This window comes from Enterobacter chengduensis, from assembly GCF_001984825.2.
Lineage (GTDB): Bacteria > Pseudomonadota > Gammaproteobacteria > Enterobacterales > Enterobacteriaceae > Enterobacter > Enterobacter chengduensis.
Genome location: NZ_CP043318.1, coordinates 3,338,334 through 3,354,879, shown reverse-complemented (window position 1 = coordinate 3,354,879; position 16,546 = coordinate 3,338,334). Strand labels below are relative to the sequence as shown.

The 16,546-nt window shown below is 56.1% G+C and carries 15 protein-coding genes; 14 read left to right on the top strand and 1 reads right to left on the bottom strand.

Annotated features, from left to right (window positions below):
* Positions 1-28: 28 nt before the first annotated feature.
* A complete protein-coding gene (locus FY206_RS16310) occupies positions 29-1,612 on the bottom strand; it encodes a TerC family protein (protein WP_032641657.1) in 1,584 nt (527 codons plus the stop codon).
* A 692-nt stretch (positions 1,613-2,304) separates the two neighbouring features.
* Between FY206_RS16310 and FY206_RS16305 the strand changes: the two genes are divergently transcribed.
* From FY206_RS16305 to cpsB, 14 genes are all read left to right on the top strand, one after another.
* Positions 2,305-3,444, top strand: coding sequence for a polysaccharide export protein (locus FY206_RS16305; protein WP_032641654.1), 1,140 nt, complete (start codon positions 2,305-2,307; stop codon positions 3,442-3,444).
* Between the two features lie 6 nt (positions 3,445-3,450).
* Entirely contained in the window at positions 3,451-3,894 is a 444-nt protein-coding gene (gene wzb, locus FY206_RS16300) for a low molecular weight protein-tyrosine-phosphatase Wzb (protein ID WP_032641652.1), read from the top strand.
* A gap of 2 nt (positions 3,895-3,896) precedes the next feature.
* Positions 3,897-6,059: a tyrosine-protein kinase Wzc gene (gene wzc / locus FY206_RS16295; RefSeq protein WP_032641650.1), complete on the top strand. Its 2,163-nt coding sequence runs from the start codon at positions 3,897-3,899 to the stop codon at positions 6,057-6,059.
* 120 nt (positions 6,060-6,179) lie between these two features.
* Positions 6,180-7,022 carry a colanic acid biosynthesis glycosyltransferase WcaA gene (wcaA, locus tag FY206_RS16290; RefSeq protein ID WP_032641648.1) on the top strand — a complete coding sequence of 281 codons (843 nt, stop codon included), beginning with the start codon at positions 6,180-6,182 and terminating at the stop codon, positions 7,020-7,022.
* Positions 7,022-7,513 carry a colanic acid biosynthesis acetyltransferase WcaB gene (wcaB, locus tag FY206_RS16285; RefSeq protein WP_032641646.1) on the top strand — a complete coding sequence of 164 codons (492 nt, stop codon included), beginning with the start codon at positions 7,022-7,024 and terminating at the stop codon, positions 7,511-7,513. Before wcaA ends, wcaB begins: the two co-directional genes overlap by 1 nt.
* The gene (wcaC, locus tag FY206_RS16280; RefSeq protein WP_032641643.1) at positions 7,510-8,727 is read left to right on the top strand and encodes a colanic acid biosynthesis glycosyltransferase WcaC; all 1,218 of its coding nucleotides are present in this window, start codon (positions 7,510-7,512) and stop codon (positions 8,725-8,727) included. Before wcaB ends, wcaC begins: the two co-directional genes overlap by 4 nt.
* Positions 8,702-9,922 (top strand): colanic acid polymerase WcaD, encoded by a 1,221-nt coding sequence (gene wcaD, locus FY206_RS16275; protein WP_032641641.1) that lies wholly within the window; start codon positions 8,702-8,704, stop codon positions 9,920-9,922. The genes wcaC and wcaD overlap by 26 nt, the downstream gene beginning before the upstream one ends.
* Positions 9,923-9,934: 12 nt before the next feature.
* Positions 9,935-10,681: a colanic acid biosynthesis glycosyltransferase WcaE gene (gene wcaE, locus FY206_RS16270; RefSeq protein ID WP_032641639.1), complete on the top strand. Its 747-nt coding sequence runs from the start codon at positions 9,935-9,937 to the stop codon at positions 10,679-10,681.
* Positions 10,682-10,696: 15 nt separating this feature from the next.
* Positions 10,697-11,245, top strand: coding sequence for a colanic acid biosynthesis acetyltransferase WcaF (gene wcaF, locus FY206_RS16265; protein ID WP_032641637.1), 549 nt, complete (start codon positions 10,697-10,699; stop codon positions 11,243-11,245).
* 24 nt (positions 11,246-11,269) lie between these two features.
* Positions 11,270-12,391, top strand: a complete 1,122-nt coding sequence (gene gmd / locus FY206_RS16260) for a GDP-mannose 4,6-dehydratase (RefSeq protein ID WP_014884502.1) — start codon at positions 11,270-11,272, stop codon at positions 12,389-12,391.
* Between the two features lie 2 nt (positions 12,392-12,393).
* Positions 12,394-13,359 (top strand): GDP-L-fucose synthase, encoded by a 966-nt coding sequence (gene fcl / locus FY206_RS16255; protein WP_032641635.1) that lies wholly within the window; start codon positions 12,394-12,396, stop codon positions 13,357-13,359.
* 2 nt (positions 13,360-13,361) lie between these two features.
* Positions 13,362-13,841, top strand: a complete 480-nt coding sequence (locus FY206_RS16250) for a GDP-mannose mannosyl hydrolase (protein ID WP_032641633.1) — start codon at positions 13,362-13,364, stop codon at positions 13,839-13,841.
* On the top strand, positions 13,838-15,061 hold the full coding sequence (wcaI, locus tag FY206_RS16245) for a colanic acid biosynthesis fucosyltransferase WcaI (RefSeq protein ID WP_032641631.1): 1,224 nt from the start codon (positions 13,838-13,840) through the stop codon (positions 15,059-15,061). Before FY206_RS16250 ends, wcaI begins: the two co-directional genes overlap by 4 nt.
* A 3-nt stretch (positions 15,062-15,064) precedes the next feature.
* Positions 15,065-16,501 carry a mannose-1-phosphate guanyltransferase gene (gene cpsB / locus FY206_RS16240; protein WP_032641629.1) on the top strand — a complete coding sequence of 479 codons (1,437 nt, stop codon included), beginning with the start codon at positions 15,065-15,067 and terminating at the stop codon, positions 16,499-16,501.
* Positions 16,502-16,546 lie beyond the last annotated feature (45 nt).

Below are 16,546 nucleotides of genomic sequence, written 5' to 3'. Positions count from 1 at the left end.
GGCAACGGGGTTGCCGTTTTGTTTTTACCTACACCTCAAAATCCAGTTCTTCCTCATCCCGTAACGGTATTAACTGCACCTTCTGCACGCGATGGTTTTCAATCTGCAGCGTTTTGAGCAGATAGTCGCCCACCTGAACCTCTTCTCCCGGCTGCGGGATACGCTGCAAATACTCCATCAGCAGGCCGGCAATCGTGTGATATTCCCGCTTTTCATCCAGCGGCAGCGGCACGTACTGCACCAGGTCCTCAAGCGGCATATGGCCGTTAGCCGTCCACGAGCCGTCTGCGTTTTTCTGAATGTCGTGGCGGGCGTCAATTTCATCCACCTCGTTTGGCAAGTTACCGGCGATGGTTTCCATCACGTCGCTGAGCGTAACCAGCCCTTCTACCGAACCAAACTCGTCGACCACAAAGGCAAAATGCGTGCGCGCGTTGCGGAATTGCTCAAGGGCGGAAAGCAGCGGTAGCCCCTCCGGGAAAACCAGCGGCTGGCGTACCAGGGCGCGCAGATTGAGCGCTTCGCCGTGAAGCTGCTGCGAAAGCAGATCAATGACGTGCACCACGCCCAGCAGTTCCTCTTCCTCTTCACCGCCTGTTACCACCACGCGGGTGTGCTGGTTTTTATCCAGCAGGGCGCGGATTTGCGCTTCCGGGGCCGTCAGGTCGATATGCTCAATGTCATGCCGCGACGTCATGATGCTGCTGACCGTCCGTTGATTCAGATTGAGCACCCGCTCGATCATCAGCCGTTCCTGCGGGTCAAAGATTTGCCCGTCCCTGTGATCGGCCAGCATAGAGGAGGATTCGGGGTCCAGCTCCGCATCCTCTTTCTTGCCGCTCAGCAGACGCATGACCGTGTCGGCCGTGCGTTGGCGCAGGGTCTGATTGGCGGAGAGGAAGCGGCGGCGGTTAAATATCGCCAGCTGGTTTAGCGCTTCAATCATGACGGAGAACCCGATGGCGGCATACAGGTAGCCTTTCGGAATATGGAAGCCGAAACCGTCGGCGACCAGGCTAAAGCCAATCATCAGCAGGAAGCTCAGACAGAGGATCACAATGGTGGGGTGACTGTTCACGAAGCGGGTCAGCGCCTTGCTGGCCATCACCATCAGCGTGATGGCAATAATGACCGCGGCCATCATCACCGCAAGATGGTCCACCATCCCGACGGCGGTGATCACCGAGTCGAGGGAGAAGACCGCATCCAGCACCACAATTTGCGCCACCACCGGCCAGAATTTCGCCCCGCGGCGCTGGGTCGGGTTCTCGCTGTCTTTGCCTTCCAGCCGCTCATTCAACTCAACGGTGGCTTTAAACAGCAGGAACAGCCCGCCGAAGAGCATGATCAGATCGCGGGCGCTAAAGCTCAGACCGTGAACGGAGAACAGGGGCTGAGTGAGGGTGACCAGCCAGGAGATAGAGGCCAGCAGCAGTAGCCGCATCACCATCGCCAGCAGCAGACCGGTCACGCGCGCGCGGTCGCGCTGGGAAGGGGGCAGTTTTTCAGCAAGGATGGCGATAAAAACCAGATTATCAATCCCGAGCACGAGCTCGATGACGACCAGCGTAACCAGCCCGGCCCAGATTGAGGGATCGGCAATCCATTCCATAGTAATAGCAATACCTTCTGTTATATGACGAATGTCACACTTCGATCATGGATAAAGCTGGGGGAAATTGCAATGCCGGGGTGAGATTTCTCTTAATACGCCGGGTGAAAAAGAGAGCATTCCGATGACGGTGTAAATAAGGCGAATACGTATATTTAATTATGGGAAGCGTACTTTAGGATATATCGCAGGTAAGGATTTTTACTCTCTTTTTGTCAATATAAAGAAAATCCTAAAAGGTCAAAAATTTGCCCTTAATATTAATCTTAAAAACGGATATTAGGACAGTTGTCTCCTTGCCTGCTATTAGGTTAGCTGCAACAATTCTCCCAGCATCAAATGTTAAATCTCGGTGTTGCTATTATTGTTCGGTCTTCTGGGATGGTTATTCATTATCCGTCGGGTATTTGCAGCGGCTGATATATTCCCACAAGACCTTACTTGAGAGGGTGTCTATCCATAACACATTGTTTAGTCAGTGGATTGGTAACTGAAAGCCAAGGGCGGTAGCGTGCCTGAAAGCGTGTGAATCAGCATCGATTATTCTGTCAATAGCCAATGGATGAATAAGCTTTTTTTAGGACTGATGCCAGTTAAATTTCTATTTGATTAACTGCATGCTGAAAACCAATACGACCCGAGCTTATTTAAATCGCACAGGATAATTACTCTGCCAAAGTGATAAATAATCAATGATGAAATCCAAAATGAAATTGATGCCATTATTGGTGTCTGTGACCTTGATGAGTGGTTGCACGGTCTTTCCCGGCAGCAATATGTCAACAATGGGTAAGGATGTGATCAAGCAACAGGATGCCGATTTTGATCTCGACAAAATGGTGAATGTTTATCCACTTACGCCACGTCTGGTCGAACAATTACGTCCACGTCCGAATGTTGCCCAGCCGAATATGTCTCTGGACCAGGAAATTGCCTCCTACCAGTACCGCGTGGGGCCGGGAGACGTGATCAACGTGACCGTCTGGGACCACCCGGAACTGACCACGCCAGCGGGCCAGTATCGCAGCTCAAGCGACACCGGTAACTGGGTGCAGTCAGACGGCACCATGTTCTATCCCTACATTGGTAAAGTCCACGTTGCGGGGAAAACGCTTGCCGAGATCCGTAGTGATATTACCGGCCGCTTAGCGCAGTACATCGCCGATCCGCAGGTGGACGTTAATATCGCCGCATTCCGCTCGCAAAAAGCCTATATCTCCGGCCAGGTGAACAAGTCCGGCCAGCAGGCCATCACCAACGTGCCTCTTACCGTGCTGGACGCCATAAACGCCGCGGGCGGGTTAACCGACGGCGCCGACTGGCGCAACGTGGTGCTCACCCACAACGGGAAGGAGCAGCGTATTTCGCTGCAGGCGCTGATGCAAAACGGCGATCTGACCCAGAACCGCCTGCTCTATCCAGGCGACATTCTTTACGTGCCGCGCAATGACGATCTGAAAGTCTTCGTGATGGGTGAAGTGAAGAAACAGAGCACCCTCAAGATGGACTTCAGCGGCATGACCCTGACCGAAGCGCTGGGCAATGCGGAAGGCATCGATTTGACCTCCTCCAACGCCAGCGGCATCTTCGTGATTCGCCCGCTGAAGGACGACGCCAGCAACAAAGGCAAGATTGCCAACATTTACCAGCTCGATATGTCCGACGCGACCTCGCTGGTAATGGCAACGTCGTTCCGCCTCCAGCCATATGACGTGGTGTACGTCACCACCGCGCCGGTTGCCCGCTGGAACCGTCTGATCAACCAGTTGCTGCCAACCATCAGTGGCGTTCGCTACATGACGGATACGGCGCGCGACATTCATACCTGGTAATCCGCGATGTTTAACAAAATTCTGGTGGTATGCGTGGGGAACATTTGCCGTTCCCCTACGGGTGAACGGCTGTTGAAGCACTACCGGCCCGAACTGATCGTTGAGTCGGCAGGGCTGGGCGCGCTGGTCGGTAAAGGTGCCGACGAGCGCGCAACCAGCGTGGCGCGGGATCATCACCTCTCGCTCGACGGCCACGTCGCCCGCCAGGTTACTGGCCGCATGTGCCGGGAGTATGACCTGATCCTGACGATGGAAAAACGGCATATTCACGCGCTGTGCGACATCGCGCCGGAGATGCGCGGCAAGGTGATGCTGTTTGGTCACTGGGACAATGAACGTGAAATCCCCGATCCGTATCGCAAAAGCCAAGAGGCCTTTGAGGCGGTTTACACCTTACTTGACCAGTCTGCCCAGCAGTGGGCGCAGGCACTGAAAGTTCAGCAGGGATAACAATGACAGAAAAAACAAGACCTTCTGCCGCCCCGACTTCGGGCAGTGATGAAATTGATATTGGACGCCTGGTCGGCACGGTTATCGAGGCAAAGTGGTGGGTGCTTGGCATTACCGCCGTTTTTGCCGCGGCAGCTGTCGTCTATACGCTGTTCGCCACGCCTATCTACAGCGCCGACGCGCTGGTGCAGATCGAGCAGAATACCGGCAACTCGCTGGTGCAGGACATTGGTTCCGCGCTGGCGAACAAGCCGCCGGCATCCGACGCTGAAATTCAGCTTATCCAGTCGCGTCTGGTGCTGGGTAAAACGGTTCACGACCTCGGGCTCGATATCTCCGTCACCAAAAATACCTTCCCTGTCTTTGGTGCGGGCTGGGATCGTCTGATGGGGCGAAACAACGACACGGTGAAAGTGACTGACTTCGTGCTGCCGAAAGGGGCTGCCGATCGGACGTTTACCCTGACGGTGCTTGGCCCGAAACAGTATCAGCTGACCAGCGACGCGGGCTTCAGCGCCCGCGGTGAAGTGGGGCAGATGCTGAGCAAAGACGGCGTCAGCATGATGGTCAGCGCGATCAACGCCCAGGAGGGCGGTGAATTCACCGTCACCAAATTCTCCACGCTGGGGATGATCAACAATCTGCAAAACAACCTCACCGTGACCGAAAACGGTAAGGACACCGGCGTGCTGAGCATGACCTTTACCGGTGAAGATAAGGATCAGATCCGCGACATCCTGAACAGCATTACCCGCAACTATCTTGAGCAGAACGTTGAGCGTAAGTCGGCCGAAGCGGCGAAAAGCCTGGCCTTCCTCGCGAAGCAGCTCCCGGAAGTGCGCGCTCACCTGGATGATGCCGAGAACAAGCTGAACGCCTACCGTCAGGATAAAGACTCCGTTGACCTGCCGCTGGAGGCGAAATCGGTTCTCGATTCGATGGTCAACATTGACGCGCAGCTCAACGAGCTGACCTTTAAAGAAGCCGAGATTTCCAAGCTCTACACCAAGCGTCACCCGGCCTACCGCACGCTGCTGGAGAAACGCCGTACCCTGGAAGAGGAGAAGGCGAAGCTCAATGACCGCGTGACCGCGATGCCGAAAACGCAGCAGGAGATCGTGCGTCTGACCCGCGACGTGGAGTCCGGACAGCAGGTTTATATGCAGCTGCTGAACAAGCAGCAGGAGCTGAAAATCACCGAAGCCAGTACCGTCGGTGACGTGCGCATCGTCGACCCGGCGATTACCCAGCCCGGCGTGCTGAAGCCGAAGAAAGCGCTAATTATTCTCGGCAGCATTATTCTCGGCCTGATGCTCTCCATCGTGGGCGTGCTGCTGCGTTCCCTGTTCAACCGCGGCATCGAAAGCCCGCAGGTGCTGGAAGAGAGCGGTATCAACGTTTATGCCAGCATTCCGCTGTCTGAATGGCAAAAATCCCGTGACAGCGTCAAAACCATTAAGGGCGTTAAGCGTTACAAGCAGAGCCAGCTTCTGGCGGTGGGTAACCCGACCGACCTCGCCATCGAAGCGATCCGCAGCCTGCGTACCAGCCTGCACTTCGCCATGATGCAGGCCAAAAATAACGTCCTGATGTTGACCGGCGTTAGCCCGTCAATCGGTAAAACCTTCGTCTGCGCCAACCTGGCCGCGGTGGTCAGCCAGACCAACAAGCGCGTGCTGCTGATCGACTGCGATATGCGTAAAGGCTATACCCACGAGCTGCTGGGCACCAACAACGTGAACGGCCTGTCGGAAATCCTGCTCGGCAAGGGTGACATCAGCCAGAGCGCGAAACCGACAACGGTGCCGAAATTTGACCTGATCCCACGCGGCCAGGTGCCGCCTAACCCGTCCGAGCTGCTGATGAGCGAACGTTTCACCCAGCTGATTGAGTGGGCGAGCAAAAACTATGACCTGGTGCTGATCGATACGCCGCCAATTCTGGCCGTGACCGACGCTGCCGTCGTGGGCCGCCATGCGGGCACCACGCTGATGGTCGCGCGTTACGCGGTGAACACCCTGAAAGAGGTGGAAACCAGCCTGAGCCGCTTCGAGCAGAACGGGATTGAGGTGAAAGGGGTGATCCTGAACTCCATCTTCCGCCGCGCGACCGGGTACCAGGATTACGGGTATTACGAGTACGAATATAAATCTGACAGTAAATAAAAAACACACCCCACACCCCTCACCCTAACCCTCTCCCCTGAGGGGAGAGGGGACGGTTCGGTGCCACTTTCACCCTCTCCCCTCAGGGGAGAGGGCCGGGGTGAGGGGTAGGAGGAAGATATGACCACACAACGCCCTTTGATTTCTATCTATATGCCGACATGGAATCGTCAGCAGCTGGCGATCCGCGCAATTAAGTCGGTCTTACGTCAGGATTACGATAACTGGGAACTGATCGTCGTGGATGACTGTTCTTCTTCGTATGAACAGCTGCAAAAGTTTGTCACCGATCTCAACGACCCGCGCGTGACGTACACCCATAACCCGATGAACTCCGGCGCCTGTGCGGTGCGCAACCAGGCGATTATGCAGGCCAAAGGGCAGTATCTGACCGGGATCGACGACGACGACGAATGGACGCCGAACCGCCTGTCTATCTTCCTGTCGCATAAAGCGCAGCTGGTCACGCACGCCTTCCTGTATGCCAATGACTATGTCTGCCAGGGCGAGGTCTACTCGCAGCCCGCCAGCCTCCCGCTGTATCCGAAATCACCGTACTCCCGCCGACTGTTCTACAAGCGCAACATTATTGGTAACCAGGTCTTCACCTGGGCGTGGCGCTTCAAAGAGTGTCTGTTCGATACCGAACTCAAGGCCGCGCAGGATTACGACATCTTCCTGCGCATGGTGGTGGAGTACGGCGAGCCGTGGAAAGTGGAAGAGGCCACGCAGATCCTGCACATCAACCACGGGGAGATGCAAATCACCTCCTCGCCGAAGAAGTTCTCCGGGTACTTCCATTTTTACCGCAAGCATAAGGACAAGTTCGACCGTGCCAGCCGGAAGTATCAGCTCTTTACCCTCTATCAGATCCGCAATAAGCGCATGAACTGGCGCACGCTGCTGACGCTGCTGTCCGTGCGTAACGGCAAGCGCCTGGCTGACGGGCTTCGGGGGAAATAATGTTTCTGGAAGATTGCCGCGCAAACAGCTGGAGCCTGCGCCCGTGCTGCATGGTTCTGGCGTACCGCATCGCGCACTTTTGCTCGGTGTGGCGCAAGAAAAACGTGCTGAACAATATCTGGGCGGCACCGGTGCTGGTGCTGTACCGCATCATCACCGAATGCTTTTTTGGCTATGAAATTCAGGCTGCTGCCACCATTGGCCGCCGCTTTACCATCCACCACGGCTATGCGGTGGTGATCAACAAGTTCGTGGTCGCCGGGGATGATTTCACCATTCGCCATGCCGTCACCATTGGCAACCGGGGTCCGGACAGCCTGGCCTGCCCGGTCATCGGCAATAACGTCGAGCTGGGGGCAAACGTGGTGATGATTGGCGACATTACGATTGGCAATAACGTGACGATTGGTGCGGGCAGCGTGGTGCTGGACAGCATTCCGGACAACGCGCTGGTGGTGGGAGAAAAAGCCCGCGTGAAGGTGATTAAATGAATATTCTGCAATTTAACGTACGCCTCGCAGAAGGCGGAGCGGCGGGCGTGGCGCTGGATCTGCACCAGCGCGCGCTGCAAAAAGGACTTCAGTCTCGTTTTATTTACGGCTACGGCAAGGGCGGCAAGAAAAGCGTCAGCCACGATAACTTTCCGCAGGTGCACAAGCACACGCCGCGCCTGACCTCGATCGCCAACATTGCGCTGTTCCGCCTGTTTAACCGCGACCTGTTTGGCAACCTGAACACGCTTTACCGCACGGTGACCCGCACCGCGGGCCCGGTCGTGCTGCATTTTCACGTGCTGCACAGCTACTGGCTGAACCTGGACGAGGTGGTGGCGTTTTGTCAGAAGGTGCAGGCCCACAGGCCCGACACCCGCTTTGTCTGGACCCTGCACGATCACTGGAGCGTGACCGGACGCTGCGCGTTTACCGACGGCTGCGAAGGCTGGAAAGATAACTGCCGGAAATGCCCGACGTTAAGCAACTATCCGCCGGTGAAGGTGGATCGCGCCCACCAGCTGGTGGCCGGCAAGCGTCAGCTGTTCCGCGACATGCTCTCGCTCGGCTGCACGTTTATCTCCCCGAGCCAGCACGTGGCCGATGCCTTCAACAGCCTGTACGGGGCAGGGCGCTGCCAGATTATCAACAACGGCATCGACGTGGCGACGGAAGCCATTCTGGCGGAGCTGACGCCGGTGGCGGACACCGCGGGCAAGCCGAAGATCGCCATCGTTGCGCATGACCTGCGCTACGACGGGAAAACCAACCAGCAGCTGGTGCGCGACATGATGGCGCTGGGCGACAAGATTGAACTGCATACCTTCGGCAAGTTTTCGCCGTTCGACGGGGCCAACGTGGTAAACCACGGGTTTGAAACCGACAAGCGCAAGCTGATGAGCGCGCTGAACGCAATGGACGCGCTGGTGTTCAGCTCCCGCGTGGATAACTATCCGCTGATCCTCTGCGAAGCGCTCTCCATCGGCGTGCCGGTGATTGCTACCCACAGCGACGCGGCGCGTGAAGTGCTGGAAAAATCCGGCGGGAAAACCTTCGCGGAGCACGAGGTGCTGCCGCTGGTGCAGCGGCCTAAGGCGCAGATCGCCGAGGCTGTTTTTGGCACTGACCTGGAATCGTTCCGCAACCGCAGCCGCAAGGCCTACAGTGGACAACAGATGCTGGAGGAGTATGTCTCGTTCTATCAGAATCTGTAGTTATCTGCTGCTGCCGCTGATCTACCTGCTGGTCAACGTGAAAATTGCCCAGCTCGGCGAAAGCTTCCCGATAACCATCGTCACCTTCTTGCCCGTTCTGCTTCTGCTGTATGTCGATAAAATCAACCTGAAGAAGCTGATGATTGCCCTGGGATTGGGCACGGGACTGACGCTGTTTAACTACATCTTCGGCCAGTCGCTGGATGCCAGTAAATACGTCACCTCGACCATGCTCTTTGTATATATCGTCATTATTATCGGAATGGTCTGGAGTATTCGCTTCAAAACTATTTCCCCGCACAATTATCGGAAAATCCTCAGGTTCTTTTATATTGCCGTAGCGTTAATTGTTATGCTTGCTGCAATGGAAATGGCGCAAATTATTCTCACCGGCGGCAGTAGCCTGATGGAGATAATTTCGAAATATCTCATTTACAGTAACAGTTATGTATTGAACTTCATCAAGTTTGGCGGGAAGCGCACCACGGCCCTCTATTTTGAACCGGCATTTTTCGCTCTGGCGTTAATCTCAATTTGGCTCAGCATCAAACAGTTTGGTATCAAAACGCCTAAGACCGATGCTATGATTCTTGCAGGAATTGTTCTGTCTGGATCGTTCTCAGGGGTAATGACATTTATCCTGTTTTACCTGCTGGAGTGGGCGTTTCAGTACCTGAACAAAGAAGCGATTAAGAAAAAACTGCCGCTGGCGATTATCTCCCTGACGGTATTTATGGTGGGCGTGGTATTTGCCTTCCCGTACATTTCAGAACGTCTGGGTGATTTGGGAACGGAAGGGTCATCGTCCTATTATCGCATCATCGGGCCACTGGTCATGGTGGGTTATTCATTAACCCATATTGATGGGGTAGTAAGATTCGGCTCACTTTACGAATATGTTGCATCATTCGGAATCTTTAACGGTGCGGATGTCGGTAAAACCATAGACAATGGTCTGTATCTGTTAATTATTTATTTTTCGTGGTTCGCCGTACTGTTGACCCTGTGGTATCTGTTTAAAGTTTTCAAGATGATGATTAACGCGTTTGGTGATAACCAGAACTTTCGCGTGCAGCTTTATCTTTTTACGCCGGTGTCGCTGTTTTTTACCGGGTCAATATTTAGCCCGGAATATGCTTTCTTAATTGTTTGTCCGTTTATTTTGCGCAAAGCGCTTAATATTACGAGTTCATGACGAGGTGGTCTTATGTTTCTTAGCGTCATTACTGTCGCTTTTCGTAATTACGAAGGGGTGGTAAAAACCTGGCGCTCGCTGCGCAACCTGGCGCGCGATCCCAGCCTCACCTTTGAGTGGATTGTCGTCGACGGCGGCTCGAACGATGGCACGGCGGAGTTTCTGGAAAAACTCAACGGTGAGTTCAACTTACGCTACATCAGCGAGAAAGATAAAGGCATCTACGATGCGATGAACAAAGGCATCAGCATGGCCCAGGGCCGTTATGCCATTTTCCTCAACTCCGGCGATATTTTCCATGAAGACGTGGCGCTGTTCGCCCGTCAGCTGGCGCGTCAGAAAGAGGACGCCATGTATATTGGCGATGCGCTTCTCGACTTTGGCGACGGGCATAAGGCGTGCCGCAGCGCGAAGCCGGGCTGGTATATCTACCACAGCCTGCCCGCCAGCCATCAGGCCATTTTCTTTCCGGTAAAGGGTCTGAAAAAACAGCCTTACGATTTGCAGTATAAAGTGTCATCCGATTATGCGCTGGCCGCCAGCCTGTATAAATCCGGCTACCCGTTCCGTCGAATTAAAGGGCTGGTGTCTGAATTTTCAATGGGCGGCGTGTCAACCTCAAATAATCTGGAATTGTGCCAGGATGCGAGAAACGTGCAGCGCAAAATATTACGCGTGCCGGGTTTTTGGGCGGAATTGTCTTATTTATTACGTCTGCGCACCACCGGCAAAACGAAAACCTTATATAACAAAGTCTGAATATAAGGAAGCACAATGCAGGATTTGAACGGTTTCTCCGTGCCGAAAGGCTTTCGGGGCGGGAACGGTATTAAGGTACAGCTGTGGTGGGCCGTTCAGGAAACGTTATTTGCCTGGTCTCCGCAAATATTGTACCGCTGGCGAGCATTCTTATTGCGTCTGTTTGGCGCAAAAATCGGAAAAAACGTAGTCATTCGGCCTTCGGTAAAAATTACCTACCCCTGGAAATTAACGCTTGGGGATTACGCTTGGGTAGGGGATGACGCGGTGTTATATACCCTTGGCGAGATTACGATTGGCGCAAATTCTGTGGTTTCACAGAAGTGTTATTTGTGCACCGGCAGCCACGATTTTATGAGCCAGCATTTTGATATTACCGCTTCGCCTATTGTGATTGGTGAAAAATGCTGGCTGGCAACGGATGTTTTTGTTGCACCGGGTGTTTCTGTTGGCGATGGCACGGTTATTGGTGCCCGCAGCAGCGTTTTTAAATCGCTACCGGCAAATAAGGTTTGCCGTGGCAACCCCGCAGTGGTGATACGCGAACGCGTTGAAACTGATTAAATTCATAAGTAGAGGAATATAAACATGTCTAAAGTCGCTCTCATCACCGGCGTTACCGGGCAGGATGGTTCTTATCTGGCAGAGTTCCTGCTGGAAAAAGGGTATGAAGTGCACGGTATTAAACGTCGTGCATCGTCGTTCAACACCGAACGTGTGGATCATATTTATCAGGATCCTCACGCGGCGAACCCGAAATTCCACCTGCACTACGGCGACCTGACCGATACCTCCAACCTGACCCGTATCCTGCAGGAAGTGCAGCCGGATGAAGTGTACAACCTGGGCGCAATGAGCCACGTCGCGGTCTCCTTCGAGTCTCCGGAATACACCGCTGACGTTGACGCCATGGGTACGCTGCGTCTGCTGGAAGCAATCCGCTTCCTCGGCCTTGAGAAGAAAACGCGCTTCTACCAGGCGTCCACCTCCGAGCTGTACGGCCTGGTGCAGGAAATCCCGCAGAAAGAGACCACGCCGTTCTACCCGCGCTCTCCGTATGCTGTCGCCAAACTGTACGCCTACTGGATCACCGTGAACTACCGTGAATCGTACGGCATGTACGCCTGTAACGGCATCCTGTTCAACCACGAATCTCCACGCCGTGGCGAAACCTTCGTGACCCGCAAAATCACCCGCGCTATCGCCAACATCGCGCAGGGCCTGGAGTCCTGCCTGCACCTCGGCAACATGGATTCCCTGCGTGACTGGGGCCATGCCAAAGACTACGTCAAAATGCAGTGGATGATGCTGCAGCAGGAACAGCCGGAAGACTTCGTGATCGCGACCGGCGTGCAGTACTCCGTTCGCCAGTTCGTTGAAATGGCCGCGGCACAGCTGGGCATCAAGCTGCGCTTCGAAGGCACCGGCGTGGAAGAGAAGGGTATCGTGGTTTCCGTAACCGGCCACGACGCGCCGGGCGTGAAGCCAGGCGACGTGATTGTTCAGGTTGACCCGCGCTACTTCCGTCCTGCTGAAGTAGAAACCCTGCTGGGCGACCCAACCAAAGCGCACGAGAAGCTGGGCTGGAAACCTGAAATCACTCTGCAGGAGATGGTTTCCGAGATGGTAGCCAAAGATCTTGAAGCAGCGAAAAAACACTCCCTGCTCAAGTCTCATGGCTACGAGGTTGCCATCGCGCTGGAGTCCTGAGAATGACAAAACAACGTATTTTTGTCGCCGGCCATCGCGGAATGGTGGGTTCCGCGATTGTTCGACAGCTCGAACAGCGCGGTGATGTAGAAGTGGTTGTCCGCACCCGTGACGAGCTGAACCTGCTCGACAGCCGTGCGGTGCAGGACTTCTTCGCGAACGAACGCATTGACCAGGTGTATCTGGCGGCGGCGAAGGTGGGCGGTATTGTCGCCAACAACACCTACCCGGCGGATTTCATCTACGAAAACATGATGATTGAGAGCAACATCATTCACGCGGCGCATCTGCACAACGTGAACAAGCTGCTGTTCCTCGGCTCATCCTGTATTTACCCGAAAATGGCGAAGCAGCCGATCGCCGAGAGCGAACTGCTGCAGGGCACGCTGGAAGCGACCAACGAGCCGTACGCGATTGCCAAAATTGCCGGGATCAAGCTGTGCGAGTCCTACAACCGTCAGTACAACCGCGACTATCGCTCGGTGATGCCGACCAACCTGTACGGACCGCACGACAACTTCCACCCGAGCAACTCGCACGTGATCCCGGCGCTGCTGCGCCGCTTCCACGAGGCGACCACCGAGAACGCGCCGGACGTGGTGGTGTGGGGCAGCGGCACGCCGATGCGCGAATTCCTGCACGTGGACGACATGGCTGCCGCCAGCATTCACGTGATGGAGCTGGATCGCGAAGTGTGGCAGGAGAACACCGAGCCGATGCTGTCGCACATCAACGTCGGTACCGGCATGGACTGCACCATTCGCGAGCTGGCGCAGACCATCGCGCAGGTGGTGGGCTACAAGGGCCGCGTGGTGTTTGACGCGACGAAACCGGACGGCACGCCGCGCAAGCTGCTGGACGTGACCCGTCTGCATCAGCTGGGCTGGTATCACGAGGTGTCACTGGAGCAGGGGCTGGCCAGCACCTACCAGTGGTTCCTGGAAAACCAGCACCGCTTCCGGGGGTAACGATGTTTTTAAGTCAGGAAGATTTTGCCACGGTGGTGCGTTCCACTCCGCTCATCTCGATTGATTTGATCGTGGAGAACGAACGCGGCGAGTTCTTGCTGGGGAAACGAACCAACCGTCCTGCACAGGGCTTCTGGTTCGTGCCCGGCGGGCGCGTGCAGAAGGATGAGACGCTTCATGATGCGTTTGAGCGTCTCACTCTGGCGGAGCTGGGCCTGCAGCTGCCGATGGCGGCGGGCCAGTTTTACGGGGTCTGGCAGCACTTCTATGACGATAACTTTTCAGGCACCGGGTTCACCACGCACTACATCGTGCTGGGGTTCCGCCTGAAGGTGACTCAGGCAGACCTGCGTCTGCCTGATGCTCAGCATGACGACTACCGCTGGCAGACGCCAGAGGCGCTGCTGGCGAGCGACAATGTGCATGACAACAGCCGTGCCTATTTCCTCGCTGAACGTCAGTCCGGGGTGCCGGGCTTATGAAGATCCTCGTATACGGAATCAACTACTCGCCGGAATTAACCGGCATCGGAAAATACACCGGCGAGATGGTGGAATGGATGGCGAGCCAGGGACATGACGTGCGGGTCATTACCGCGCCGCCGTACTACCCGGAATGGAAAGTGGGGGAGCGCTACTCAAGCTGGCGCTACCGTCGCGAAGAGGGGGCAGCCACCGTCTGGCGCTGCCCGCTGTATGTGCCTAAGCAGCCCTCGACGCTGAAAAGACTGCTTCATCTCGGCAGCTTTGCCCTGAGCAGTTTTTTCCCGCTGATGGCGCAGCGTCGCTGGAAGCCGGATCGCATTATCGGCGTGGTGCCGACGCTGTTTTGCACGCCGGGCATGCGCCTGCTGGGCAAACTCTCCGGCGCGCGCACCCTGCTGCACATTCAGGATTATGAAGTTGACGCCATGCTGGGCCTGGGAATGGCAGGCAAAAGCAAAGGCGGCAAGGTGGCGAAGCTCGCCAGCGCGTTTGAGCGCAGCGGCCTGCACAACGTGGATTACGTTTCGACCATCTCGCGCTCGATGATGAACAAGGCGCAGGAGAAGGGCGTCCCGGCGGAGAAGGTGATCTTCTTCCCGAACTGGTCCGAAGTGGCGCGTTTTCGCGACGTGACGGAGCAGGACGCTCGGGCGCTGCGCGCCCGGCTCGGTTTGCCTGATGACCAAAAAATCATTCTTTACTCAGGCAATATCGGCGAAAAGCAGGGCCTTGAGAGCGTGATCGAGGCGGCCCAGCTGCTGAAAGAACATCCATGGATGTTTGTGATTGTCGGGCAGGGCGGCGGCAAAGCGCGGCTGGAAAAACTGGTCGGCGAACGCGGCCTGAGCAACGTGAAATTCTTCCCGCTTCAGTCCTACGAGGCTTTGCCTGCGCTGCTGAAGATGGGGGACTGCCATCTGGTGGTGCAAAAACGCGGCGCCGCGGACGCGGTGCTGCCGTCCAAGCTGACCAACATTCTGGCGGTGGGCGGCAACGCGGTGATTACGGCCGAAGCCGAAACTGAATTAGGCCAGCTGTGCAACAGCTACCCGGGCATTGCCGTTTGCGTGGAGCCGGAATCGGTTCCTGCCCTGGTGACCGGCATTGAGCAGGCGCTTGCCATGCCAAAAGCGAACACGGTGGCACGTGAATATGCCGAACGCACGCTCGAGAAAGAGAACGTGCTGAACCAATTTATTGCAGATATACGGGGATAAATCATGAGTCAAACCACTTTGTATCCGGTTGTGATGGCTGGTGGCTCTGGTAGCCGGTTGTGGCCGCTGTCCCGCGTGCTCTATCCAAAACAGTTCCTCTGCCTGAAAGGGGATCTCACCATGCTGCAGACGACGGTAAACCGTCTCCACGGCGTGGAGTGTGAAAGCCCGGTGGTGATTTGTAACGAACAGCACCGCTTTATCGTTGCCGAGCAGCTGCGCCAGCTGAATAAACTCACTGAAAACATCATTCTGGAGCCTGCCGGTCGTAACACCGCGCCAGCGATCGCCCTCGCGGCGCTGGCGGCAAAACGCAGCAGCCCGGACTGCGACCCGCTGATGCTGGTGCTCGCGGCAGACCACGTTATCCAGCAGGAAGACGCGTTCCGCGATGCGGTGCGTGCGGCCATTCCTTACGCCGAGAGCGGCAAGCTGGTGACCTTCGGCATCGTGCCGGATCTGCCGGAAACCGGTTACGGCTACATTCGCCGCGGCAGCGTGACGCCGGGTGAAGGCGATAGCGTCGCCTTTGACGTGGCGCAGTTTGTCGAAAAACCGAATCTGGAAACCGCGCAGGCGTACGTTGCCAGCGGGGAGTATTACTGGAACAGCGGGATGTTCCTGTTCCGCGCCGGTCGCTATCTGGAAGAGCTGCGCAAATACCGCCCGGATATTCTGAACGCCTGCGAGAAAGCGATGGCGGTGGTGGACCCGGACCTCGACTTCATCCGCGTGGATGAAGAGGCGTTCCTCGCCTGCCCGGAAGAGTCCATCGACTATGCGGTAATGGAACGCACGGCTGACGCCGTCGTGGTACCGATGGACGCCGGCTGGAGCGACGTGGGCTCCTGGTCCTCCCTGTGGGAGATCAGCGCCCATACCCCGGAGGGTAACGTCCATCACGGCGATGTCATTAGCCACAAAACGGAAAACAGCTACGTCTACGCCGAGTCCGGCCTGGTGACCACGGTCGGGGTGAAGGATCTGGTGGTGGTCCAGACCAAGGACGCGGTGCTGATTGCCGACCGTAACGCCGTGCAGGACGTTAAAAAAGTGGTAGAGCAAATCAAGGCCGACGGCCGACACGAACACCACATTCACCGCGAAGTGTACCGTCCGTGGGGCAAATATGACTCCATCGACGCGGGCGAGCGTTATCAGGTGAAACGCATCACCGTGAAGCCGGGCGAGGGGCTGTCGGTGCAGATGCACCATCACCGCGCCGAGCACTGGGTGGTGGTGGCGGGTACGGCCAAGGTCACCATCGACGGCGAAGTCAAACTGCTGGGCGAAAACGAGTCCATCTATATTCCGCTGGGGGCGACGCACTGTCTGGAGAACCCGGGGAAAATTCCTCTCGACCTGATTGAGGTGCGCTCCGGCTCGTATCTGGAAGAGGACGATATCGTGCGCTTCCAGGACCGCTACGGGCGGGTGTAGCACCGTTTTAACGCCGGATGACGCTTCGCTTATCCGGCCTACGAA

What these genes read in the sequence shown, in the direction of transcription:
- FY206_RS16310 (WP_032641657.1), bottom strand. Translation starts at nt 1,612, where the DNA reads ATGGAATGGATTGCCGATCCCTCAATCTGGGCCGGGCTGGTTACGCTG.
- FY206_RS16305 (WP_032641654.1), top strand. Translation starts at nt 2,305, where the DNA reads ATGATGAAATCCAAAATGAAATTGATGCCATTATTGGTGTCTGTGACC.
- wzb (WP_032641652.1), top strand. Translation starts at nt 3,451, where the DNA reads ATGTTTAACAAAATTCTGGTGGTATGCGTGGGGAACATTTGCCGTTCC.
- wzc (WP_032641650.1), top strand. Translation starts at nt 3,897, where the DNA reads ATGACAGAAAAAACAAGACCTTCTGCCGCCCCGACTTCGGGCAGTGAT.
- wcaA (WP_032641648.1), top strand. Translation starts at nt 6,180, where the DNA reads ATGACCACACAACGCCCTTTGATTTCTATCTATATGCCGACATGGAAT.
- wcaB (WP_032641646.1), top strand. Translation starts at nt 7,022, where the DNA reads ATGTTTCTGGAAGATTGCCGCGCAAACAGCTGGAGCCTGCGCCCGTGC.
- wcaC (WP_032641643.1), top strand. Translation starts at nt 7,510, where the DNA reads ATGAATATTCTGCAATTTAACGTACGCCTCGCAGAAGGCGGAGCGGCG.
- wcaD (WP_032641641.1), top strand. Translation starts at nt 8,702, where the DNA reads ATGTCTCGTTCTATCAGAATCTGTAGTTATCTGCTGCTGCCGCTGATC.
- wcaE (WP_032641639.1), top strand. Translation starts at nt 9,935, where the DNA reads ATGTTTCTTAGCGTCATTACTGTCGCTTTTCGTAATTACGAAGGGGTG.
- wcaF (WP_032641637.1), top strand. Translation starts at nt 10,697, where the DNA reads ATGCAGGATTTGAACGGTTTCTCCGTGCCGAAAGGCTTTCGGGGCGGG.
- gmd (WP_014884502.1), top strand. Translation starts at nt 11,270, where the DNA reads ATGTCTAAAGTCGCTCTCATCACCGGCGTTACCGGGCAGGATGGTTCT.
- fcl (WP_032641635.1), top strand. Translation starts at nt 12,394, where the DNA reads ATGACAAAACAACGTATTTTTGTCGCCGGCCATCGCGGAATGGTGGGT.
- FY206_RS16250 (WP_032641633.1), top strand. Translation starts at nt 13,362, where the DNA reads ATGTTTTTAAGTCAGGAAGATTTTGCCACGGTGGTGCGTTCCACTCCG.
- wcaI (WP_032641631.1), top strand. Translation starts at nt 13,838, where the DNA reads ATGAAGATCCTCGTATACGGAATCAACTACTCGCCGGAATTAACCGGC.
- cpsB (WP_032641629.1), top strand. Translation starts at nt 15,065, where the DNA reads ATGAGTCAAACCACTTTGTATCCGGTTGTGATGGCTGGTGGCTCTGGT.